Raw genomic sequence first — 21641 nt, 5'->3', positions numbered from 1 at the left:
GGGATCACCAGCTGGTCTTGCGGTACAGCTCCCACATCTGCATGGCGGTCTGCGGGTCCAGTGCCCGCTCGGCGCCGGCGATGTCCTCGCGCGCGCCGACGTAGAGCTTGCCCTGCCACAGCGGCAGCAGCCGGACGTCCTGGGCGAAGATCTGCTGGGCCGCCTCGAACTCCCTGACGCCCGCCGAGCGGTCGCCCTCGCGGCGGGACTTGGGCAGCAGCTCGTTCACGATCTGCGCCGGCTCGTACGGGGTGCCGACCGCGTTCTCCTTGCCGACGAACGGCGCGATGAAGTTGTCGGGGTCCGGGAAGTCCGGGAACCAGCCTCGGCCGAAGACCGGGTACTGGCCGCTCTTGTAGCCCTCCTGGAATGCCTTCCACGGCTGGCCGCGCAGGGTGATCTTGAAGAGGTCGCTCTCGTCGAGCTGCCGCTTGATCTCGGTGAACTCGTCCGCGGTGGAGGCGCCGTACCGGTCCGTGGTGTACCAGAAGGTCAGCTCCACCTTCTGGGTGATCCCCGCGGCCGTGAGGATCTTCTTGGCCTTGGCCACGTCGGGGTTGCCGTACATGTCGTAGAAGGGCGTCCTGTGGCCCACGACGCCCTTGGGGACCATCGAGTAGAGCGGCTCGGCTGTGCCCTGGTAGACCTTGGAGACGATCGCGCCCCGGTCGATGACCTGGGCGATCGCCTGTCGCACGGCCTGCTTGTTGACCTGGGGGTCGTTCGGGTTGAAGACCAGGTAGCGGATCTCGGCGCCGACGTTCTCCACGACCTGGACGCCGAGGGCCTGCGAGGCGGGGGTCTGGAGGTCCTTGATCTCTGGGGCGGAGAGGCCGCGGTAGGTGGCGTCGATCTCCTTGCCCTTGAGGGCGGCGACCATCTTCTTGGAGTCGGAGAAGTAGCGGATCGTCACGCCGTCGTTGCGGCGGTTGGCGAAGCCGGTGTAGCTCTCGTTGCGGCCGAGGACCGCCTCGCCGCCCTCGGTGTACGAGGTGAGGACGTAGGGGCCGGAGCCGGTGACCTTCCCGTCGGTGCGGATCTTCCCGGCCGGGTAGTCCTTCGGCGCGACCAGGGAGGCGGCCGGCGAGCCCAGCACGTACGGGAAGGTCGCGTCGGGGGTCTTCAGGTGGAAGACGACCGTGAGCGCGTCCGGCGCCTCGATCTTGTCCAGGGTGTTGAAGAGACCGGCGGGACCGACCTTGTGGTTGATCGTCTTGATCCGGTCGAGGGAGTGCTTGACCGCCTTGGCGTCGAGCGGCTCGCCGTTGGAGAACTTCAGGCCCTTGCGCAGGGTGCAGCGGTAGGCCGTGTTCGCCGAGTCGGTGAACTCACAGCCCTGGGCCGCGTCCGGCTGGGGCTTGGTGCTGCCCGTCGGGAAGGCGAGCAGGGTCTGGTAGACGTTGCGGTACAGCTCCCAGGAGCCGTCCCAGGCCGCGGCGGGGTCGAGGTGGCTGGGCGCGCTCGTCGTCCCCACGGTGATCCTCTTCGCGGTCTCGCCGTCGTCGTCCGAGAACAGGCCGCATCCGGCGAGCAGGGATATGGACGCAACGGCCGCAGCGATCTGCAGGCATCTGGTCCGGTTGAACACGTGCACGCTCCTCGATCAGCCAGGGGTGCGGCAGACCCTACCGCAGAGCCTCACAAATCCAATGGGCAGGTTTCGTGAGGCACTTGACCGATTTCGTGCCAGTTCGACACGCATTTGCCTCCTGTCAGGAGGCAAATGCGTCCGGATATCGGTCAATGAACCCCGGCATTGAGGAACATTCCCCCGTCGACGACGAGCGTTTGTCCTGTGATCCATTCCGCTTGTGCAGATGTCAGGAATGCGGCTGCCCCGCCGATGTCCTCCGGAACGCCGAGCCGGCCGAGCGGATAGGCGGCCGCCGCCTCCTGCTCACGGCCCTCGTAGAGCGCCTGCGCGAACTTCGTCCTGACCACCGCCGGGGCGATGGCGTTGACCCGCACGCCCGGCGCCATCTCGTGCGCCAGCTGGAGGGTCAGGTTGATCATCGCGGCCTTGCTCATCCCGTACGCCCCGATGAAGGGCGAGGCCGAGACGCCGGCGATGGAGGCGATGTTCACGATGGCCCCGCCGTGGTCCTTCTGCCAGGCGTGCCAGGTCCGCTGGGCGAAGCCCAGGGCGGAGATCACATTGGTCTCGAAGACCTTGCGCGCCACCCCGAGGTCCAGGTCCGCGATCGGCCCGAAGACCGGGTTGGTGCCCGCGTTGTTCACCAGGAAGTCGACGCGGCCGAAGACCTCCATCGCACGCTCCACGGCGAGGGCCTGGTGGGCCTCGTCGTGCGCCTTCCCGGCCACTCCGATCACCCGGTCCGCGCCGAGCCGCTCCGCGGCCTCCTTGAGCGCCTCCTCGTTGCGCCCGGTGATCACGACCCGGTCGCCGCGGGCGACCAGGGCCTCGGCGATCCCGTAGCCGATGCCCCGGCTCGCGCCGGTGACCAGGGCCACCTTGCCGCTGTCGACACGGCCGGCGTCCCCGCCGATGCCGTCGCCGATGCCGTTGTCGATGCCGTTGTCCGTCATGACGTACGCCCGCCTCTCGTCGAACCGTCAGTTGAGCGGGCCGCCGGCCACGTACAGGACCTGGCCGGAGACGAAGCCCGCGTCCTCGCCCGTGAAGAAGGCGATGGCGCCCGCGATGTCCTCCGGACGGCCCACGCGCTGCACCGGGATCTGGGAGGCGGCGGCCTGCTGGAACTCCTCGAAGCCCATGCCGACGCGGGCCGCGGTCTGCGCCGTCATCTCGGTCACGATGAAGCCCGGGGCGACGGCGTTGGCGGTGATGCCGAACTTGCCGAGCTCGATCGCCAGCGTCTTGGTGAAGCCCTGGAGACCCGCCTTGGCGGCGGCGTAGTTGGCCTGGCCGCGGTTGCCGAGCGCCGAGCTGCTGGAGAGGTTCACGACACGGCCGAACTTGGCCGCCACCATGTACTTCTGACAGGCCCTCGCCATCAGGAACGCCCCGCGCAGGTGCACGTTCATGACGGTGTCCCAGTCGGTTTCGCTCATCTTGAAGAGCAGGTTGTCGCGGAGCACGCCGGCGTTGTTGACGAGGATCGTCGGGGCGCCGAGCGTGCTCGCGACCCGCTCGACGGCGGCCTCCACCTGGGCGGCGTCGGAGACGTCGCAGCCGACCGCCAGGGCCTTGCCGCCGGCCGCCGTGATCGCCTCGACGGTGTCCTTGCAGGACGCCTCGTCCAGGTCGAGTACGGCGACCGCACGGCCTTCGGCCGCCAGACGGACGGCGGTGGCCGCGCCGATGCCCCGGGCCGCCCCGGTCACGATCGCGACGCGCTGCTCGGTGGTGGACATGCTGGTTCTCCTCGCCCTCGAGAGACGGCCGCCCGGAGGTGAGCAACCGCTTAGTAGCTTCAGCTGAGGAGACGCTAGGAGCCCTGACACCCCGTGTCAACGGCCCCCGGCGGCAGCGGCGCGGCCCTGGCCCGGAATCAGCGGACCAGCAGGTCCAGGAGCCGTTCCAGCTCGGCGGCGGGATCGGCCGTCAGGCCGGTGTGCACCGGTCCCGGCTGCACCACCGTGCTGCGGGGGGCGATCAGCCACCGGAACCGGCGCCCCGCGTCGTCACCCGCAGCCTGGCCGGCCGCCTCGCCGCCGGCGCACAGCCCCTCGACCCCGCGCAGCGCGGCCCGTACTCCGGCCACGTCGGCCCCGGGGTCCAGCGCGAGGAGTTTCGCCTCGTCGAGGTGGGTGCGCGCGGCGACGTAGGAGTGCGCCCGGCAGTAGACGATCACACCGGCGTTGAAGCACTCACCGCGCTCCATGCGGGGCACCACGCGCACCAGCGCGTATTCGAACACGTCCCGCTTGGTCACTCGTCGCCGCTCTTCTGCTTGTTCTGGTCCGACTGGGGAGGGAGGCGCTCGGCGAGCCAGCCCGGCGGACCGGACCGCTGCCTGACCTCCGCCTCCATGGTGATCCTCTCGTGGATCGTCGCCGCACGCGGCAGCAGCGCCTCCACGTAGGCGCGGCGCACCGCGTCGGTGGAGTCGAAGCCGGGTTCGTCCACCAGCCACTCGTCGGGGACGTCGGCGGTGACCTCGGTGAGCAGTTCCTCGGTGACCAGCGGGGCCAGTTCGGCGGCGGCCGCCGCGATGTCGGGGCCGACGGGGGCCAGGACGTGGTCGGAGGCGTTGTAGGGCTTGGCGGCGGCGGCCTGGGCGGTGGGCCAGTTGTGGTGCCAGATCATCGTGGCCCCGTGGTCGATGAGCCACAGGTCCCCGTGCCAGACCAGCATGTTCGGATTGCGCCAGGACCGGTCGACGTTGTTGATCAGCGCGTCGAACCAGACGACGCGTCCCGCCTCGACCGGGTCGGCCCGGTACGCGAGGGGGTCGAAGCCGATCGAGCCGGGCAGGTAGTCCATGCCGAGGTTGAGCCCGCCGCTGGCCTTGAGCAGTTCCTGGACCTCCTGGTCGGGCTCGGCGAGCCCGATGACGGGGTCGAGCTGCATCTGCACCAGCCGCGGGACGCGCAGACCCAGCCGCTGGGCGAGGCGCCCGCAGACGACTTCGGCGACCAGGGTCTTGCGCCCCTGGCCGGCTCCGGTGAATTTCATGACGTACGTACCGAGATCGTCGGCCTCGACGATCCCCGGGAGCGAGCCGCCCTCGCGCAAGGGCGTGACGTAGCGGGTCGCGATCACTTCTGTGAGCATTTTGCCAGGCTAGCGGGCGGGCGCGCTTCACCATCCAAGGATTTTCCCGGACGGCTGCCAGCCCGCGGCAGACCGCCGGCCGGCCCGGGATCCGGGCGGCGGCTGCCGCCGCCCACAGGCATACAAGCCCTCCGGGAAAGGTTATGAGGAGGGGAACGCGCCCACACCGCCGGACCGGGAGCGAACGGTTCTCATCGACCGGTCCCGAACACCGTGGAAGGAGGAACGACACGATGACCGACACCCGCTCGCTCGACAGAAGCCGCTGGACGACCGCTCTCGACGGGCATCAGTACGAAGCGGAGCGGCTGCCCTTCTCGTATCTCGGCTATGACCCGAAGGACGACGTGGTGATCGTCGCCGTTGGCGGGCGGTCGTCGCGCTTCCCCCGTTCCACCGCGGCACAGGGTGCGGCACCCGAGGCGATCGACATCGCGACGGTGGACGTCCCCGAAGCTGCTGTCCGGGTCCTGGACCAGGAGGACCCCGCCACCTTGATCACCTTCTTCCCGGCCGCGGCGGCCCGTTGAGGGCGCCGTGCGAGGGCGGCGGGGGGTGCGAAGCGGTTCGAGGCGCTGGTGAGGAGATCGCATGGACGCTCATGTACAAGGCGGTTCCGAGAGGCAACACGTCCGCGTCGTGGTCGCCGATGAGCGCCGCGCCGAATTGGCGCTTCGCGGCGAGGTGACCGGGGCGGCGGCCAGAGAGATCGAGGAAGCGATGCTCGATCCGGCGCTGCGCGCCGTCGGCGAGTGGGTGTTCGACCTCGGCGAGGTCGAACGGCTGGACGCGATCTGCGCCTACGCGCTCGTCCGGCCCCTGCTGATGACGAACTCGTCCGACGCGGTGCACGTCCGCGGCGCCGCCAAGCAGGTGCGCCGGGCTCTGCACCGGACCGGCGCGAACCACTTGATCACGTTCGAGGACTGAGCGGCTCCCCGCGGCACACCGACCTCGCGGGGAGTCTTCGGCTGGTCGGGGTCCGGGCCTCACCGGCTGGTGATCTCGATGCGGTGGGGCTGGCTGCCCGTCGCCTGCCTGGGGATCCGCAGCGCAGCCCGGGGGAGTGCGAGGGCCGGGCCCGGCCGGGCGGGGAGCCCGAGCCTGATACCGCCGGGGGCATGAAGACACCGGGGCATGTGGCGCCCGGGGGCGTGGAGGGCCGGACCACGGTCAGACCGCCGCCGGATCCCTTTCCGCCGTGGCCGCAGGAGGTGCGCTGTTCCCCACCGTGCTGCGGACGGCGGTCATGCAGCGGGCACAGTAGCGTTCCGCCGTTCCCTCCGACATGAGCGCGGCGACCGTCGACCCTTGCGGCAGTGAGTAGCCGCAGAGGGTGGTCGTGGTCTGCCCCTTGGCGAGGACGTGCCACAGCATTTCCGATCGCTCGGGGGCGAACTCGGCGCGCATTTCGTACATGGGCCGTTCCCTTCCTGCCGTGGTGGCCGCGTCAGCGGCCGTCCCTGTCCATGAGAGCGCGCCTGCTCCAAAGAGGCCAACGGGCCTGGGCCATCAGGGGGATTTCGGCCTTCCGGAGGTTTGCCGGAATTCGCCGGACGCCACGCGCGTCCGGTGCCCGGACGGCGCGCCGGGCCGCTGTCCCGCGCGCGCCAGGGCCTGCCTTCCTGTTGTGGCTCGCCTGGTTTCAGGCCGCCTCCCGCACCGGCAGGATGCCCCTGCCAGACGCATCGGCCCGGGGCAGGTCACCTGCCAGCACGAGGACACGACGATGAAGGCCACCTTCGAGACGGCCATCCAGCACACCGGGCGGACGGCCATGGTCGCCGCCCTCATTACGGGCCTATATGCCGTGGAACAGCCAGGACACAAGGCGGTCGAATGGGTCTTCGTACGGCCGTGAGAAGTCGTGGAATACGACCCGATGAGGGCTCGCCTCGGGTGGTGGATAGGGCCGTTCCGCCGTGTCCGCCGTACGCCTCACCCGCACGGGGATGCGTACCGGACGGCCGGCGGCATGCGGCCGCTGACGGCGTTCGGCGTCGTAGGCGGACCGCCGCAGCGGATCGCGGAGGGTCTGGTAGGCGTCGATGACCTCGGCCAGTTCAGCGGCAGCCGTCGGCCCGCCCGGCCGGGCGTCCGGGTGCAGGGCGCGGATCAGGGCGCGGTAGGCGCTGGTGATCGCCTCGGGCGACGCCTCCGCAGGGAGTCCGAGGACGGCGTAATGGTCGCGCGATACACGCGATCCGCCCATTTTCCTCACCTCCGGAAAAGCCGGAGCGGCCCCTCCTCCAACGTGATAAAGCCCGGCGGGGAGGTTGTCAAGGTGACCCCGATCGAGAATTCGCCCGGGTGAGAAGACGAATGCCGAAGGGAGGCGACGGACTGATCACCGAGATCACCTCGAAAACGGGCGGAATTCATCTGCGTCCGGTGCCGGCGCCCAGGGGCCATGCCCGCCCAGCGGCCCTCCTCGACGCCGATCAGCCGGTCTTGAGCCCCGCCGGGGCCCACAGCGCGAGGAGGGCTCCGGCCGTGGTGATGGACGCCACGAGCGCGAGGGAGTTGCGGATCACCTCGGCGGTGCAGGACGCGGGCACCCCGGCGATGGCGTCGGACGGGACCACGACCCGGTAGCCGAGGTTCACGGCGTCGAAGACCGTGTTGGGGATCGCGATGTTCGAGGAGACCCCGGTGACGACGAGGGTGCGGACGCCGAGGTTGCGGAGCAGGGCGTCCAGGTCGGTGCCGGCCATCGGGGAGAGTCCGTGCAGTCGGCGGACCACGAGGTCCTGCCCGGCGACGGTGATGGGCGCGGCGACCCGCACCGCGTCGCTGCCGCTCAGCTGCTGTACGGGCAGTTTCGCGGCGGCCCGGAAGAGCCGCGCGTTGGCGTTGGCCCCGAGCCCGTCGGGCCGGCGCTCGGCGACCGCGTGGACCACCTGTACGCCGGCCCCGCGTGCGGCGTCGACGAGCGCGGCCACCCGGTCCAGCATGCCGGAGTCGCGGGCCTCCTTGGCGAGTTCCGGCAGGGCGCTCGTCTCGCCCACGACGCCGTTCTGGCACTCGACGGTGAGCAGCGCGGTGGTGGCTGGGTCGAGTTCCGGCATGACTCCCCCTGGTGCGGCGACGGAAGAGCACGCATGATTCCTGACACATAGTCAGATGTGAAGGGGTGGGGCACGGATGGGCGGGACGGGGCGGATGGACGAGACGGGCGCGCGGACGGCGCAGCGGCGGGGCCGGCGCATCATGATGAGCGACGAGGAGGTGGACGCGTTCCTGCGCGAGCAGCACACCTGCCGGGTGGCCACGGTCTCCCCGGACGGCAGCCCGCACGTCGGCGCGCTGTGGTTCGCCTGGGACGGCACCTCGCTGTGGCTGTACTCGATCACCCGCAGCCGCCGCTGGTCCGACCTGCGGGCCGACCCGCGGATCTCGGTGGTGGTCGACGCCGGCGAGGAGTACGGAGAACTGCGCGGGGTCGAGCTGTCCGGCCGCGCCGTCTTCGTGGGCGAGGCGCCGCGCACCGGCGAACCCTGCCCGGAGCTGCTGGAGCCGGAACGGATCTTCCCCGTCAAGAACTTCGGGATCGAGGAGATGCCGCACGACGGCCGGCACGCCTGGATCCGGCTCACGCCGCAATCGGTGGTGTCCTGGGACTTCCGCAAGATCTGAGCCGCGCCTACACGGCCGCGGCCGCTTCCCGGAGCGCGTCGACGGCGGCCCTGATGGAGGGCCGGCGGGCCGCGTCCGTCCGCCAGACGACGTACACGTGGCGACGGACGCTGTCGCTCACCGGCAGCAGCCGCACCCCCGGCGGTACGGGCCCGCGACCGAGCCGGGGCGCCACGCACACGCCCAGCCCCGCTTCCACGAAGGCCAGCTGGGTGTGGTGCTCCTCGGCGATATGCGCGATGCGCGGCTCGACCCCGATGCCGCGCAGGGTGAACACCAGCCACTCGTGGCAGAACTGGCCCTCGTTCCAGGAGATCCAGTCGTCGTCGGCGAAGTCACCGAGGGAGATCTCGGTGCGTCCGGCCAGCGGGTGCCCCGCCGGCACCGCGATGTCGGCCGCGTCGTCCAGGAGGTGGGCGCGGGTCAGCTCGGCGGGCACCGGCATCCGCTTGTTGTGCCAGTCGATGGCCAGGGCCATGTCGAGGTCACCGCGCACGACGGCCGCCATGCTCTCCTCGGGCTCCCGTTCCCGTACCAGGGCCCGCAGTTCGGGGTGGCCGGCCCGCAGGGCGGTCAGGGCCCCGGGCAGCAGCCCGCGCATGGCGGTGGGGAAGGCCCCGATCCGCAGCTCTCCCACCGCACAGCCCCGCCGGGCCTCCACATCGGCCTGCGCGAGCTCCACCTGGGAGATGATCCGGGCGGCGTGGTCGGCGAGCAGCCGGCCGGCGTCCGTGAGCCGGACCCCGCGCCCGTTCTTGGCGAGCAGCGGCTGGCCCACCTCCCGCTCCAGCTTGGCCATCTGCTGGGAGACCGCCGATGTGGTCACATGGAGACCCCCGGCCGCGCCGCTGACCGAGCCGTGGCGGGCGAGGGCGTCGAGGGTGCGCAGGCGTTCCAGGTTCAACATGTAAGCGATGCTACGCCGACCCTCGAAGGAACTCTCGCTTGTTCTACGAGGTCGCGGGCAGCAGAGTGATCCACATGAGCGCACCGACCACCTCCCGCCCCACTTCCTCCGCCTCCTCCGCCCCTTCCGTCCCTTCCGTACCGCAGCCGGCCCGCCGGGGCAGTGGCCGTACCTCCTGCCTGGACTGGCGCGTGCGGTTCGCCCTCCTCTCGGTGGTGTGGGGCTTCAGCTTCCTCCTGATCAAGGTGGGTACCGAGGCGTTCGCGCCGTTCCAGGTCGCTCTCGGCCGGGTGTTCTTCGGCGCGCTGGCCCTCCTGGCGGTGCTGTTGGTGCGCCGCGAGCCGCTGCCGCGCGGCCGGCGCACGTGGGGTCACCTCGCGGTGGCGGCACTGCTGCTGAACACGGTCCCCTTCTCGCTCTTCGCCTACGCCGAGCAGAGCATCCCCTCCAGCCTGGCGGGCATCTGCAACGCCACCTCCCCGCTGTGGGGCATGGCGCTCTCGCTGGTGGCGCTGTCTGAGGACCGCCCCACGCGCCGCCGCTTCGCCGGGCTGGGCATCGGCTTCCTGGGCGTCCTGACGGTGCTCGGCGTCTGGCAGGGCTTCGCGGGGATCGACGCCCAGGGCACCGCGCTGGCCCTGCTGGCCTCGCTCTGCTACCCGATCGGCTGGATCTACGTACGCCGCACCCTGGCCGGCACCCCCGGCTCCCCGGTGGCGCTCACCGGGGCGCAGCTCATGGTCTCCACGCTCCAGCTGGCGGCCGTCAGCGCGCTCTTCACGACGGCTCCGGCCGGCTTCCCGCTGTGGCCGACCCTCTCGGTGGTCGCCCTGGGCGCCCTGGGCACGGGGATGGCCCTCCAGATGCAGTACGGGCTGGTGTCGGAGGTCGGCCCGACCACCGCTCAGATGGTCACGTACTTCATCCCGGTGATCGCCACCACCGCCGGTGTGCTCGTCCTCGGCGAGCAGCTGCACTGGAACACGCCGGCCGGCGCGGTGATCGTGCTGGCGGGCGCGGCCCTGACCCAGTCAAGGGCCGCTTCCCGCAAGACCGACTGAGCCCCGCCGGCACCCGGGCCGGGGTCCGGCTTCAGGGCGCGAGGGGCTGGTGGACGAAGCCGGTCAGCGGGGCGAGGACCTTCCAGCCGAGCGCTTCGTAGAGCGCTCGGCCCGGGACGGTCGCGCCCAGGACGCCGGTCGTCACACCGCGCTGGACGGCCGCTTCGGTGAGCGCGCCCATCACGAACGTCCCGAGTCCCCGGCGCTGGTGGGCCTCCTCGGTGACGATCTGGTCGAAGACGCACGCGGCGCCCGTCAGGCCGATCCGGCCGCCGGCGGCGAGCTCCCCGCCGGCGGTCAGGACGCGCACGAGGACGACGTCGCCCACGGTCTCGGCGGCGGCCGTGTAGCCGCCGGGCGCGCGCACGACGGAGGGACGCAGGTCGACGGCCATCAGGAAGCCGGGGTCGATCGGCCGCCAGGCGGACGGGAACCACGGCGTCATGACGCCCGGTTCCAGAAAAGCCTTGACGCAGACCGCCGGCTCGCTGATCGAGCCGACGAGCCGCCGGGCGGTCTCGGCGTCGCCGTCACGCAGGACGTGCCGGACCGTCTCGGTCGGCCTCCCGACCTCGATGGTCAGTCCCCACGGCCGGTCCACCGGCTTCGGCGTCCCCCGCGAGACGGTCCATCCGTCGACCCACGAGCGCGCGATCTCCCACATCCGGAGCATCCCCCAGGTAATGATTGAAGTGCTTCAGGGGATATTACACATGCGGATCAAGGGACGCGCCGCCATCACCGGACCCCCCGGCACCCGCTAGTCGAAGCGCCCCCCGGTGACCGGGCGGACCGCCGCCGCCACCGCGTCGGCCAGGCCGCCGACCTCCTCCGGGGCCAGCCCGGACACGGTGATCCGTACGCCCGGTCCCGCCTGGACGCGGTACCCGGCCCCGGGGCGCACCGCCCAGCCGGCCGCCAGCAGCCGGGTGACCGCCGCAGTCTCGTCGCCGACCGGCACCCAGACGTTCATCCCGCTCCGGCCGTGTGCCCGTACGCCCCGCTCCGCCAGCGCCCCGACCAGGCCGTCCCGCCGCAGCCCGTACGAGCCCGCCACGGCCCGGGGGTCCACGGCGCCGGAGGTCCACAGGTCCACCACCGCGTACTGGAGCAGCCGGCTCACCCATCCCGGGCCCAGCCGCTGCCGGCCCCGGACCCGGTCCATCGTCACCGGGTCGCCCGTGAGCACCGCGAGCCGCAGGTCCGGCCCGTACGCCTTCGCCGTCGAGCGGATCAGCGCCCAGTGCCGGGTCACCCCGCCCAGCGGGCAGAGCGGCAGGTCGACGATCCCGTGGCCGTGGTCGTCCTCGATGAGCAGCACCTCGGGACGGCCGGCCAGCAGTTCCCCGAGCTCCGCCGCCCGGCCCGCGCCGACCGCGGCGCCGGTCGGGTTCTGCGCGCGGGCCGTCACCACCAGGGCCCTGACCCCCTCCCCCAGCGCCCGGTCCACCGCCTCCGGCACCGGCCCCTCGTCGTCGACGGCCACCGGGACCACCCGCAGCCCGAGCGCGGGGGCGAGGTCCAGCACGCTCCCCCAGCCCGGGTCCTCCACCGCCACCGCGTCCCCGGCCCGCAGGTGCGCGGCCAGCACGCGCTCGATGCCGTCCAGCGCCCCCGAGGTCACCGCCAGGGCCCCGGCCGGGACCCCGTCGGCGTCGAAGCCGGCGCGGGCGAGCCGCGCGAGGTCCGGGAGCACCGGGTCCTCGCCGTAGAGGGTCGGGGCCTGGGCGTACCGCCGGGCGGCGGCAGCCAGCGCCCCGTCCAGCGGGGGCAGGAGCGACCGGTCGGGGTTGCCCTGCGAGACGTCCCGTACGCCCGGGGGCACCGGCATCCGCAGCGCGTCGCGCGGGGCGGTCGCCGGGCGGGCCCGGACCCGGCTGCCACGCCGCCCGTCCGTCTCGATGACCCCGCGCTCGCGCAGGGTGCGGTAGGCGGCGGCCACCGTGTTGGGGTTCACCCCCAAGGCGGCCGCGAGCTCACGCATCGGGGGCAGCGGCGCCCCCGGGGCGAGCGTGCCCGATCCGACGCCCGTTTCGACACTGGCCGCGATTTCCGATGCGCGACGCCCACTGATCCGATACTCTCCTAGCACAAACCACATTATGCACTAGTACAACGGAGACCGCAGCATGAGCGCCACCACCGCCGCCTACGAGCCCACCGGCCGCACCCTCCCGAGCCGCGCGCGCGAGCGGGCGCGCTACGACCGCGAGACGGTGCACTCGATACTCGACCAGGCCTACCTGTGCCACCTCGGGTTCGTCCGCGACGGCGCGCCGGTGGTCCTGCCGACCCTGTACGGCCGCGTGGGCGAGACCCTGTACGTGCACGGCTCCACCGGCTCGCGCCCGCTGCTGGCCGCCGGGAAGGCCGACCCCGGGCTGCCGGTCTGCCTGACGGTGACGCACGTCGACGGGCTGGTCCTGGCCCGGTCCGCCTTCCACCACTCGATGAACTACCGCTCGGTGGTCGTGCACGGCACCGCCCACCAGGTCACCGACGCGGAGGAGCGCCGCATCGCGCTGGACGCCCTGGTCGACCAGGTCGTCCCCGGCCGCTCCGCCGACTCCCGGCCCGCCAACGCCAGGGAACTCGCGGCGACGGCCGTGATCCGGCTGGACCTGAACGAGGTGTCCGCCAAGGTGCGTACGGGCGGACCGAACGACGACCCCGAGGACCTGGGCCTGCCCCACTGGTCGGGCGTGGTCCCGGTGGCACCGGCGTACGGCACCCCGGTCCCGGCCGCCGACCTGGCCCCCGGCATCGCCGTCCCTGACTACATCAGCGCGCTCTGAGGCTCCTGGGCGGGCCGGTCCCCCGGCCCGGCCCCGGCCCCGGCCCCGGCGCGCACCGCGTCGGCGGGCCGGCGCGCCTCTGCCGCGATCAGCGCGCCCACCGCCGCCAGCAGCAGTACGGTGCCCAGCACCACGGCGCCGGTCAGCCGCTCCCCGAGCACCCCGACGGCGATCACGGCCGCGCTGACCGGCTCGATCAGCATGACCACCGACACCGTCGCGGCACGCACCGCCGCGGCGCCGGTGAAGTACAGCGCGTACGCCAGGGCCGTCGGCACCACGGCGACGTAGATCAGCAGCCAGAGCACCCGCCCCGGCTCGGCGGTGTGCGGCAGCAGCCCCTCCACCACCGCGAGCGGCAGCAGGCACACCGTGCCCACGGCCACCGACCACGCGGTGGTGACCAGCGGGTCCCCGCCCGCCCCGCGCCGCCCGAGCCACCGGGCCCGCAGCGTCATCGCCGCGTACCCGGCGGCCGACAGCAGCGCCCAGCCGACCCCCAGCGGCCGCACCTCGCCGCCCCCGGAGCCCAGCACCAGTACGGCCAGCCCCGCCAGGGCACCGCCGACGGCGACCGCCCCGCCCCGGCCCAGCCGCTCGCCCATCCAGTACCGGCCGCCCAGCGCGATCAGCACGGGCCCCGCCCCGAGGGTGACGACGGTGCCGACGGCCAGGCCGGTCTCCCGCACGGCCCCGAAGTAGGCGGCCTGGAACACGGTGAACATCAGCCCGGTCCCGATCAGCGAGGCCGACGACGGCCGGACCGGCCGGACCGGCCGGGCCGCCCGCGCGGGACGGCGTACGGCGAGCACCCCGAGCAGCACCACGAGCCCGCCCGCGCAGCGCCAGAACGACAGGGCGAGCGGGCCGAGGTCACTGGCCAGGAAGAGGAGGGAGGCGGCCGCACCGGCGGTGCCCCAGGCGGCTCCGGCGACGACGAGGTAGAGCAGGCTGCGCCCGGTGGCGGGCGAATGGTTCGACACGTGTTTCTCCGCGCATGCGTGAAGGACGGGGACGGAAGGCCATCGCTTCGCGGGCAGCGCGTACCGGCCCGGGAACTCCCCGGGCGGGTCTCTCGTTCTGGTGGCAGCCGCCCGCGCTAGGCGGCGGGAGGCGGAAGCACGGTCGAAGGCATGGTCAGCACCCTACGCCGTCGCCCGCCGTACGGACCAGCCCGGCCGCGATCCGCGGCCCGCCCGCCGCGGGAGTCCGGGCCGGCCCGCCCGCGCGGGCCCGGCGCCTACGCGCTCGTCGGCTCCCGGTCCGCCACGGGGAGCGGCGCCTCCTGCGCCACCACCGGCGCCGACCGTGAGGACTGCGCGATGAGCGCACCGCCGAGCACCAGCGCGCCGCCCAGGGCCTGCGGGCCCGAGAGCTGCTCCCCGAGCAGCACCCAGGCCAGTACGGTCGCGACGACCGCCTCGAGGCAGGCGACCACGCCCGCGACCTGCGGCGAGAGCCTGCGCACCGAGACCACGCCGGTCAGGTACGCGAAGACGGTGGCGACCAGCACCACCCAGCCCAGCAGGGCGAGCGCCGGCACCCGCAGGTCGCCCATCGCGGCGTACCCGCCGAGCACCTGCCAGTCCATCTGCCAGGGGCGGGCGATCACGGTCATCACCAGGGCGCCGACGATCATGCCGTGGGCGATGACGCCCATCGGGTCCGGCGCGTCCTCCGCGTCGGCGCCCTGGTCCGCGAAGACGAAGTAGAAGGCCTGGCAGCAGGCCGCGGCGAGACCGAGCAGCACCCCGAACAGGTCCAGCCGCAGGCCCGCCCAGATCTCGACCACGCAGGCCAGCCCGACGACGGCCACCGCCGCCCCGGCCGCGGCCGCCCGGGTCACCGGCTTGCGCTGCACGAAACGTATGTAGCCGAGCAGCAGGGCGGGGCCCAGGTACTCCAGCAGCAGGGCCACGCCCACCGGGATCCGCGACAGGGAGGCGAAGTAGAAGGCCTGGACGCCCGCGACGGCGACCAGCCCGAAGCCGGCCAGCAGCAGGGGCTTGCGCCGCACCAGGGAACGGTGCCGCCAGGCCAGCGGGGACAGCACCAGCGCCGCCCCGGCCACCCTGAGCCACACCATGTGCAGCGGGTCGAGACCCGCCTCGATCAGCGGCTTCGCCGCGACACCCGAACCGCCGAACGCGCATGCCGAAACGAGGGCCAGGCCCAGTCCGGCGTTCTTCCCTGACGCTTGCATCGGCCCATCATGGCAGGGCGGGACAGGAGCGTCACTCGCGAGACACCTGTTGAGACACACCCGGGATCCGGCCTGTCGGGCATCCTGGAATCTGACAGCCCGTCAGGCTTGTATGTTCCGCGCCCCGGGGCTACCTTCCGCCGCACGTACCGACCAGAAGGGGTGGACGCATGGCTGAAGTCACCGCGGAATCACGCATCGAGGCGCCCGCCGCGAAGCTCTGGGCCCAGCTGACGGACTGGGACGCGTACGGGCAGTGGAGCATGACCCACACCGACTTCCCGAAGGGCGGCCCCGAGACGCTCGCGGTCGGCTCCACCTTCGCCGAGAACATGAAGATGATGGGATTTCCCGCCGAGGTCCTGTGGACGGTCTCGGAGCTGGAGGAGCAGCGCGTCCTCGCCGTCACCGGCAAGGGCCCGATGGGCGTCGCCGTGCTCACCCGCTACACCCTGACCGCCGACGGCGCGGCCACGAGGGTCCGCATCGACGGCGAGTTCACGGGCGCAGCCGTCTCGCTGATGGCGGGCAAGCTCAAGGACTCCGCGACGGCCGCGCTGAACGAGTCGCTGCGCAAGCTGGCCGCCCTGGTCGTCTGATTGCGGGTCCCGGCCGGGCGCGCTCGCCGCCGGCGCCCCATGGGCGCCGGCGGTCCCACCGGCCTCCCGTCGCCGGTGATGGTCAGCACCCCGTCGAAGTCCGCATTGGCCGTGAACCTCCAGGAACCCTTGGCGTACTCCGTGATCGCCTTCTCCACCGGGGCTCCCGCACCCTGACACGGCGGAAGCATCAATCCCGGCCAGCAAGTACCGCAGTGCTGCCCGACGGCCCACTTGAAACCACCAGACCACGCCTGTTCATGTGCATCCCTCCCCATCCGGAGCCCCCGTCGCGGACACTCCGCTCATCCGGTACCCGGAGCGGCGAGAGTGCGCCCACCCCGCTACGGGGGACAACGCTCGTGCCGACAGACGTGGACCGGCCGCGGACACGCCCCGGACACCAGACTCATGCCCCGGCCCGCCGCAGGTGCCTGAACCGCATTCACCCCGGCTTTCCGCCATCACGGCGCCGGCCCGCGGTCCACCCGGTCGAAATCCAGTGAGGCCGGTCGAGGCCAGGCGCGACGGGACACTGTCCGACCAGTCCAGTCACCGCGCATTGGCCTTTGTCCGCGATCGCCGAACCCCCCTACGGTCGGCCCATGCGCATCCGAATCGTCGACGCCTTCACCGACCGTCCCTTCGGGGGGAACCCCGCCGGAGTCCTGCTCCTCGACGGCGGCTTCCCCCCGGACAGCTGGCTCCAGCGGGTCGCCGCCGAGGTGAACCTCTCCGAGACGGCCTTCGCCCATCCCCTGCCGCCCGGCGGCGATGCCGACTGGGCGCTGCGCTGGTTCACCCCGGCGGCGGAGGTCGACATGTGCGGCCACGCGACCCTGGCGACCGCGCACGTCATCGCCGCCGCCGGCCTCGCCCGGGGTCCGGTCCGCTTCAGCGCGCGCTGCGGGATCCTCACGGCGGAGGTCGCCGCGGACGGCACGGTCACGCTGGACTTCCCGACCTCGTCCCTGACCCCGCTCGCGCCGGTCCCGGAGGTGGACCGGGCCCTGGGCGCCGAGGCGAAGTCGGTCCACGACACCGCCGAGCACATCGGCGACCTGCTGGTGGAGCTGGCCGACGAGCGGACCGTACGGGAACTCGCGCCCGACCACGCGGCCCTGCGCGCCTACGCGCGCCGCGGGGTGATCGTCACCGCGCCGGCCGAGGACCCCTCCCGCGGCTACGACTTCGTCTCGCGCGGCTTCTTCCCCGCCGTCGGCGTCGACGAGGACCCGGTGACGGGCAGCGCCCACACCGCCCTCGCCCCCTTCTGGGCGGCGCGCCTGGGCCGCACCGAGATGACCGGCCTGCAGGGCGGGGCGCGCACGGGTCTGGTGCGGGTGCGGCTCGCGGGTGACCGTACGCTCCTCACGGGCCACGCCGTCACCGTCATCGACGGCGAACTGCTCACCGCCCCCGACACCCCTTAGGGCGTCGGCAGCCAGCCCACCTTGCCCGCGAGCAGCGCGTACCCGCCGAAGGCGACGATGTCGAGCAGGGCGTGCGCGACGACCAGGGGGCCGACCCGGCCCCAGCGCCGGTAGGCGAGGACGAAGACGACGCCCATCACCACGTTGCCGATGAACCCGCCGATGCCCTGGTAGAGGTGGTACGAGCCGCGCAGCACCGAGCTGGCGAGCAGCGCGGCCGTCGGCGACCAGCCCAGCCCGTCGAGCCGGCGCAGCAAGTACGCCAGCACGATGACCTCCTCCACCACGGAGTTCTGCACCGCGGAAAGGATCAGCACCGGGAACTTCCACCACACGTCGGGCAGGGCCTCCGGCACCACCGTCAGGTTGAAGCCGGTGGCCCGGGCCGCGAGGTAGAAGGCCAGCCCGGCGCTGCCGATGCCGGCGGCGACGAGCACGCCCCGGGCCAGGTCGGGGCCGGGCCGGGTGCGGTCGAAGCCGAGCGCCCTGAGCCCGGGCGCACCCTCGCGGGTCAGCAGGTGCGCGACGAGAAGCACGGGCACCAGCGCCGTCGCGATCCCGAACAGCTGCCAGGCCAGGTCCAGCCAGGGCCGTCCGGGCGCGTAGGAGCCGTTGAGCGTGGCCGCCTGGTCCTTGAGCCCGCCCGGCTTCGTCAGCGAACCCACGAAGCTGATCAGCGCCGAGACGCCGCTCGCGCCCAGCGAGAGCGCGAGCACGAGCAGGGTCTCGTTGCGCAGGACCCGGCGCCCGTCCTCGCGCAGTTCCACGCCCACCGGCTCCGGCTCGACCCGCACGCCTGACTCCCGTCCCGTTCCGACCACCACCCCATACTGCCTCCTCGGCGGCGGGAAGGGATCAGCGGGAACGGAGGGAGGAAGGGAGGGGCGGACGGGGCGGGGCGCGCGGCGGGCCCGCCGGTCAGCGGCGGACCGCGGTCGTGGCGTCCACCTCCTGCTCCTCCAGGCCCACGGGCCAGGTGTGCACGGGGTGCCCCTTGTGCATCAGCTCGCTGTAGCGCCGGGTGGTGGCCGCGAGGGCGGCGTCGCGTTCCAGCCCGCCGGCGAGCGCGCGGTGGTACGTGTCCACCTGCCAGGTCGCCCCGTTGACCCGGCGCCGGCACCGCTCCTCGATGATCCCCAGGTAGAGGTCCCGGTCGGCGGGCTCGATGCCCCAGGCGTCCAGCCCGGCCGCCGCCATCGGCAGCAGCTCGTCCAGCACCAGACGCACCGCGGGTACGCTCACCAGTCCCCCGGCCCGGCCGCGGCGCGGCCAGCGGATCCGGGCGTCGATCCCGTACCGGCAGGCCGCGTCGAAGTTGGCCTCCGCCTCCGCGAAGGACATCCGGGTCCACACGGGGCGCTGCTCGTCCGCGAGGGTCCGTACGAGCCCGTAGTAGAAGGCGGCGTTGGCGACGACGTCGGCCACGGTGGGCCCGGCGGGCAGGACCCGGTTCTCCACCCTCAAGTGGGGCACCCCGTCGGCGACGCCGTAGACGGGCCGGTTCCACCGGTAGACGGTGCCGTTGTGCAGCACCAGCTCCTGCAGGCTCGGCACCCCGCCCTGGGCGAGCACCCGCAGGGGTTCCTCCTCGTCGCAGATCGGCAGCAGGGAGGGGAAGTAGCGGACGTTCTCGGCGAAGAGCTCGTACACCGAGTCCACCCACCGCTCCCCGAACCAGGTCCGGGGCCGCACCCCCTGCGCCTGGAGCTCGGGCGGCCGGGTGTCCGTTGCCTGCGTGAACAGCGGCGGGCGCGACTCGCGCCACAGCTCGCGTCCGAACAGGAACGGCGAGTTGGCCCCCACCGCTATCTGTACGGCGGTCACCGCCTGCGCCGCGTTCCACACGTCGGAGAACCGGGCCGGGGTGACCTGGAGGTGCAGCTGCACGGAGGTGCAGGCGGCTTCCGGCACGATCGACCCGGTGCTCCAGGTCAGCCGCTCGACCCCGTCGATGTCGAGCCGGAAGTCCTCCCCCCGCATCATCAGGATCTGCTCGTTGAGCAGGGAGTAGCGGTCCACGGCCGAGAGGTTGGCCAGGGCCAGGTCCGCGCGGGAGATCGTGGGCAGGATCCCGATCATCACGACGCCCGCGTCGATCTCCACGGCCTGGCGGTGGGCGTAGTTCAGTCCGGCGCTCAGTTCCTCGGCGAGCTGGTCGAATACCCGCCCGTCGAGCCGGTGGGGGAGTACGTTCACCTCCAGGTTGAACATTCCGAGTTCCGTCTGGAAATCGGGGCTCGCAATCCGCTCCAGCACCTGTGCATTCACCATGCGCGGCATACCGTCGGCACCTGCGAGATTCAGCTCTATCTCCAGCCCCATCATGTTCTTGGGACGGTCGAACCTCTTCTCCGCCAGAAGCCGCTCCAGCCCCTCCAGGCACTCGTGAAGCTTCCTCCGATACCGATGCCGATCGGACAGGTCGAATCCGCCTGCCACGACCTTCTCCCCCATCGAAGCGTCCCTCCTCGAGTGGCCGGGCCCAGAGCACCCGGGCGCGCGTTACGGTCGATGATGCCCAAGCACCGTGATCCATAACGCCGGAGCGGGGGCTTGGCGGGGAGCGCGCGCCGGTATGGCCAGATGGGCGCTCCGGCACATTCGCCTGGCAACTCACCGGATGCAAATTCCCCCTGGGTTTTGCCGATTTCACATTGGCGAAGCTTTCCAGCCGAGCACCTTTCCGGTAACCTTCCAGGTCAGCGCGGTCTGTCCACGCGCAACCGGCATGAATACCATGGCAGCGAGACCGGAAGGCGCCTTGCCGGCAATAGGCAGGACGGCTAGCCGAAACACTGCGTGAACACATGTCGTATAAACTCCGCAAACGAGGCAGAGAGTTGGCGCGCGGCCATTGCCCCAAGGCCCACCTCTGACCCCAGAATGCGACAGCTCCGTCCGCACTTTCCCCCGTACCACCGGTCTCCCAAGTGAGAGGCGACCCACCATGCCGCTGCATGTCCCCCCGGCTCCCGCGCCCGCCCTGCGCAGCGTCCTCGCGGCACTCGGTTCCCCCACCGCCGTCCACGAGGCACACACCCCCGCCCTGCGCGCGGTCCAGGGTCCGATGACCGCCGAACTCGCGCTCCCCGTCCACGTGCTCGACCGGCTGGGCGTGTCCGGCCACACGGCCGGCGGCCGCCCGCCCCGCACCCGTCTCACCGGCTGGCGGTTCCTGATCCGCAGCGGCGACCGCTTCATCGCGGCGGCCGACACCCGCCTGACCCCGGACGGCTGGGCCTTCTCCCACTTCTTCGAGGGCCCCTACGTCGCCGCCACCGAACGCGCCCTGCGCCAGGCGGAGTCGCTCGGCAAGGCCTACCAGCCCCGGCTGCTGTCCGTGCCCGAGCTGTACATGCTGACCCTGTGGCTGCACGGGGCGGTGGGCGCCGACGCCGCCGCCGGCCTCCCCGCCGCCGCCGACCTGCTGGTTCCGCTGGCCCCGGCGCCGCCCGGGATCGCACCCTTCCGGCCGCACCCCGTCTCGGAGCTGCTGCCCGTACTGACCCACCGGCTGACCCGGACCGCCCCACCGGCCCCTCCCACCCTGGCGGCCCCGGCGGCTTGACCCGAGTCACCCATTCGGCCTAGTCCGCTCGGGCCAATGCGAACCACCCGAAATGACAGGGGAGTTGGCGTGAACCGCCCGCACGGGTGATGCGTCCTCATTCCAAGAGGACAGCTGCCGGGAAATACCTGCGAAGCAGCCGTCCTGGGGGAACACTGAGGACATCCTCCCCGCAGGCGCGGGGACGACCCAGGGGGACGGCCATGAATCACGCATCGAGCCGTAGCGAACAGACCACACCGCAGCGAAAGAACCCATCCATGTGCCAGCACCAGCCTGCCTGCCCGTCATCAGAATCCGCCGACCGGGAGGCCGCGCGCCCGGTGGCCAACCACCCGGAACAGGGCTGGAGCCTGCTGTGCAACGGCGTCCTGCTCTTCGAGGACACCGGTGAGCTGCTGCCGGACGGCCAGATCATCGCTCCGCACCGCCCGCTCGCGGTGGCCTAGGTCGTCTCTTCCGGATCTTGCCGGTCAAGCCCGCGGCGTCTGGTGCGGTGCCTCGCAAGGCGGAGGCACAGCGCGCGTACCGGACGTACTCGGCTGCGCCGACAACGCGGCGAGGTGCCGTGCCAGGCGTCGCGGGTCTGGGGGCACCTCCCAGCGGTAGCTGGGGGAGCAAGATCCGGAAGAGACGGCCTAGGGCACCGCACGGCGCGGACGCACGGACGAAGAAGGGGCCGGTCCCGGAGCGCAATGCTCCGGGACCGGCCCCTTCACCCTGTCACCGGCCCGTCAGCT

Annotated in this window: 24 protein-coding genes; 9 read left to right on the top strand and 15 right to left on the bottom strand. The window is 72.4% G+C overall.

What is annotated here, in order from left to right:
- Positions 1 to 4: 4 nt before the first annotated feature.
- The 5 genes from ACFY7H_RS32500 to ACFY7H_RS32480 all read right to left on the bottom strand — a co-directional run bounded on the left by ACFY7H_RS32500 (position 5) and on the right by ACFY7H_RS32480 (position 4699).
- Positions 5 to 1588, bottom strand: a complete 1584-nt coding sequence (locus ACFY7H_RS32500) for an ABC transporter substrate-binding protein (RefSeq protein WP_388945811.1) — start codon at positions 1586 to 1588, stop codon at positions 5 to 7.
- 152 nt (positions 1589 to 1740) lie between these two features.
- Complete coding sequence (locus ACFY7H_RS32495; RefSeq protein ID WP_388945808.1) at positions 1741 to 2547, bottom strand: SDR family oxidoreductase; 807 nt, start codon at positions 2545 to 2547, stop codon at positions 1741 to 1743.
- Between the two features lie 27 nt (positions 2548 to 2574).
- Positions 2575 to 3336, bottom strand: a complete 762-nt coding sequence (gene fabG / locus ACFY7H_RS32490) for a 3-oxoacyl-ACP reductase FabG (protein ID WP_388945806.1) — start codon at positions 3334 to 3336, stop codon at positions 2575 to 2577.
- A gap of 137 nt (positions 3337 to 3473) precedes the next feature.
- Positions 3474 to 3857, bottom strand: a complete 384-nt coding sequence (locus ACFY7H_RS32485; protein WP_388945803.1) for a DUF3037 domain-containing protein — start codon at positions 3855 to 3857, stop codon at positions 3474 to 3476.
- Positions 3854 to 4699, bottom strand: a complete 846-nt coding sequence (locus tag ACFY7H_RS32480) for a HipA family kinase (RefSeq protein ID WP_388945800.1) — start codon at positions 4697 to 4699, stop codon at positions 3854 to 3856. Before ACFY7H_RS32480 ends, ACFY7H_RS32485 begins: the two co-directional genes overlap by 4 nt.
- Positions 4700 to 4932: 233 nt before the next feature.
- On the opposite strand from ACFY7H_RS32480, the gene ACFY7H_RS32475 reads away from it, so the two are divergent.
- Both ACFY7H_RS32475 and ACFY7H_RS32470 read left to right on the top strand, forming a co-directional pair.
- Positions 4933 to 5229: a hypothetical protein gene (locus ACFY7H_RS32475; protein ID WP_388945797.1), complete on the top strand. Its 297-nt coding sequence runs from the start codon at positions 4933 to 4935 to the stop codon at positions 5227 to 5229.
- 61 nt (positions 5230 to 5290) lie between these two features.
- Positions 5291 to 5629 (top strand): STAS domain-containing protein, encoded by a 339-nt coding sequence (locus tag ACFY7H_RS32470; protein ID WP_388945794.1) that lies wholly within the window; start codon positions 5291 to 5293, stop codon positions 5627 to 5629.
- Between the two features lie 243 nt (positions 5630 to 5872).
- Here the strand turns inward: ACFY7H_RS32470 and ACFY7H_RS32465 are convergent, their stop codons facing one another.
- From ACFY7H_RS32465 to ACFY7H_RS32455, 3 genes are all read right to left on the bottom strand, one after another.
- Positions 5873 to 6118, bottom strand: coding sequence for a hypothetical protein (locus ACFY7H_RS32465; protein ID WP_388945791.1), 246 nt, complete (start codon positions 6116 to 6118; stop codon positions 5873 to 5875).
- Between the two features lie 382 nt (positions 6119 to 6500).
- A complete protein-coding gene (locus ACFY7H_RS32460; RefSeq protein WP_388945788.1) occupies positions 6501 to 6911 on the bottom strand; it encodes a J domain-containing protein in 411 nt (136 codons plus the stop codon).
- Positions 6912 to 7140: 229 nt separating this feature from the next.
- A complete protein-coding gene (locus tag ACFY7H_RS32455) occupies positions 7141 to 7767 on the bottom strand; it encodes a cysteine hydrolase family protein (protein ID WP_388945785.1) in 627 nt (208 codons plus the stop codon).
- A 94-nt stretch (positions 7768 to 7861) separates the two neighbouring features.
- Between ACFY7H_RS32455 and ACFY7H_RS32450 the strand changes: the two genes are divergently transcribed.
- Entirely contained in the window at positions 7862 to 8335 is a 474-nt protein-coding gene (locus tag ACFY7H_RS32450) for a pyridoxamine 5'-phosphate oxidase family protein (RefSeq protein ID WP_388945783.1), read from the top strand.
- A 7-nt stretch (positions 8336 to 8342) separates the two neighbouring features.
- Here ACFY7H_RS32450 and ACFY7H_RS32445 read toward each other — a convergent pair whose 3' ends face one another.
- Positions 8343 to 9242, bottom strand: a complete 900-nt coding sequence (locus ACFY7H_RS32445) for a LysR substrate-binding domain-containing protein (protein WP_388945780.1) — start codon at positions 9240 to 9242, stop codon at positions 8343 to 8345.
- Positions 9243 to 9316: 74 nt separating this feature from the next.
- Here ACFY7H_RS32445 and ACFY7H_RS32440 point away from each other — a divergent pair, with 74 nt between their 5' ends.
- Positions 9317 to 10303: a DMT family transporter gene (locus tag ACFY7H_RS32440; protein ID WP_388945777.1), complete on the top strand. Its 987-nt coding sequence runs from the start codon at positions 9317 to 9319 to the stop codon at positions 10301 to 10303.
- Between the two features lie 31 nt (positions 10304 to 10334).
- On the opposite strand, the gene ACFY7H_RS32435 is transcribed toward ACFY7H_RS32440, so the two are convergent.
- Together ACFY7H_RS32435 and ACFY7H_RS32430 are read right to left on the bottom strand one after the other, a co-directional pair.
- Positions 10335 to 10967 carry a GNAT family N-acetyltransferase gene (locus tag ACFY7H_RS32435; protein ID WP_388945774.1) on the bottom strand — a complete coding sequence of 211 codons (633 nt, stop codon included), beginning with the start codon at positions 10965 to 10967 and terminating at the stop codon, positions 10335 to 10337.
- 96 nt (positions 10968 to 11063) lie between these two features.
- Entirely contained in the window at positions 11064 to 12395 is a 1332-nt protein-coding gene (locus ACFY7H_RS32430) for an aminotransferase class I/II-fold pyridoxal phosphate-dependent enzyme (protein WP_388945770.1), read from the bottom strand.
- 37 nt (positions 12396 to 12432) lie between these two features.
- On the opposite strand from ACFY7H_RS32430, the gene ACFY7H_RS32425 reads away from it, so the two are divergent.
- Positions 12433 to 13098 (top strand): pyridoxamine 5'-phosphate oxidase family protein, encoded by a 666-nt coding sequence (locus ACFY7H_RS32425; RefSeq protein ID WP_388945767.1) that lies wholly within the window; start codon positions 12433 to 12435, stop codon positions 13096 to 13098.
- Here ACFY7H_RS32425 and ACFY7H_RS32420 read toward each other — a convergent pair.
- A complete protein-coding gene (locus ACFY7H_RS32420) occupies positions 13080 to 14081 on the bottom strand; it encodes a DMT family transporter (RefSeq protein WP_388945765.1) in 1002 nt (333 codons plus the stop codon). The two genes, ACFY7H_RS32425 and ACFY7H_RS32420, sit on opposite strands and share 19 nt — an antisense overlap.
- 257 nt (positions 14082 to 14338) lie before the next feature.
- Positions 14339 to 15301 (bottom strand): DMT family transporter, encoded by a 963-nt coding sequence (locus tag ACFY7H_RS32415; RefSeq protein ID WP_388945762.1) that lies wholly within the window; start codon positions 15299 to 15301, stop codon positions 14339 to 14341.
- Between the two features lie 170 nt (positions 15302 to 15471).
- Between ACFY7H_RS32415 and ACFY7H_RS32410 the strand changes: the two genes are divergently transcribed.
- Both ACFY7H_RS32410 and ACFY7H_RS32405 read left to right on the top strand, forming a co-directional pair.
- Positions 15472 to 15900 carry an SRPBCC family protein gene (locus ACFY7H_RS32410; RefSeq protein WP_388945759.1) on the top strand — a complete coding sequence of 143 codons (429 nt, stop codon included), beginning with the start codon at positions 15472 to 15474 and terminating at the stop codon, positions 15898 to 15900.
- A 605-nt stretch (positions 15901 to 16505) separates the two neighbouring features.
- On the top strand, positions 16506 to 17333 hold the full coding sequence (locus ACFY7H_RS32405; RefSeq protein WP_388945757.1) for a PhzF family phenazine biosynthesis protein: 828 nt from the start codon (positions 16506 to 16508) through the stop codon (positions 17331 to 17333).
- Here the strand turns inward: ACFY7H_RS32405 and ACFY7H_RS32400 are convergent.
- Together ACFY7H_RS32400 and ACFY7H_RS32395 are read right to left on the bottom strand one after the other, a co-directional pair.
- Positions 17330 to 18127: a CPBP family intramembrane glutamic endopeptidase gene (locus ACFY7H_RS32400; RefSeq protein WP_388945754.1), complete on the bottom strand. Its 798-nt coding sequence runs from the start codon at positions 18125 to 18127 to the stop codon at positions 17330 to 17332. The genes ACFY7H_RS32405 and ACFY7H_RS32400 overlap by 4 nt on opposite strands.
- A gap of 124 nt (positions 18128 to 18251) precedes the next feature.
- Positions 18252 to 19787, bottom strand: a complete 1536-nt coding sequence (locus ACFY7H_RS32395; protein WP_388945751.1) for a glutamate-cysteine ligase family protein — start codon at positions 19785 to 19787, stop codon at positions 18252 to 18254.
- 493 nt (positions 19788 to 20280) lie between these two features.
- Here ACFY7H_RS32395 and ACFY7H_RS32390 point away from each other — a divergent pair, with 493 nt between their 5' ends.
- Both ACFY7H_RS32390 and ACFY7H_RS32385 read left to right on the top strand, forming a co-directional pair.
- The gene (locus tag ACFY7H_RS32390; protein ID WP_388945749.1) at positions 20281 to 20901 is read left to right on the top strand and encodes a hypothetical protein; all 621 of its coding nucleotides are present in this window, start codon (positions 20281 to 20283) and stop codon (positions 20899 to 20901) included.
- Between the two features lie 260 nt (positions 20902 to 21161).
- The gene (locus tag ACFY7H_RS32385; RefSeq protein WP_030236602.1) at positions 21162 to 21350 is read left to right on the top strand and encodes a DUF5999 family protein; all 189 of its coding nucleotides are present in this window, start codon (positions 21162 to 21164) and stop codon (positions 21348 to 21350) included.
- Positions 21351 to 21641: the final 291 nt, after the last annotated feature.

This window comes from Streptomyces sp. NPDC012794 (genome assembly GCF_042901085.1).
Lineage (GTDB): Bacteria > Actinomycetota > Actinomycetes > Streptomycetales > Streptomycetaceae > Streptomyces.
The sequence above is the reverse complement of the archived record's forward strand: the minus strand, read 5'-3'. Positions and strand labels throughout refer to the sequence as shown.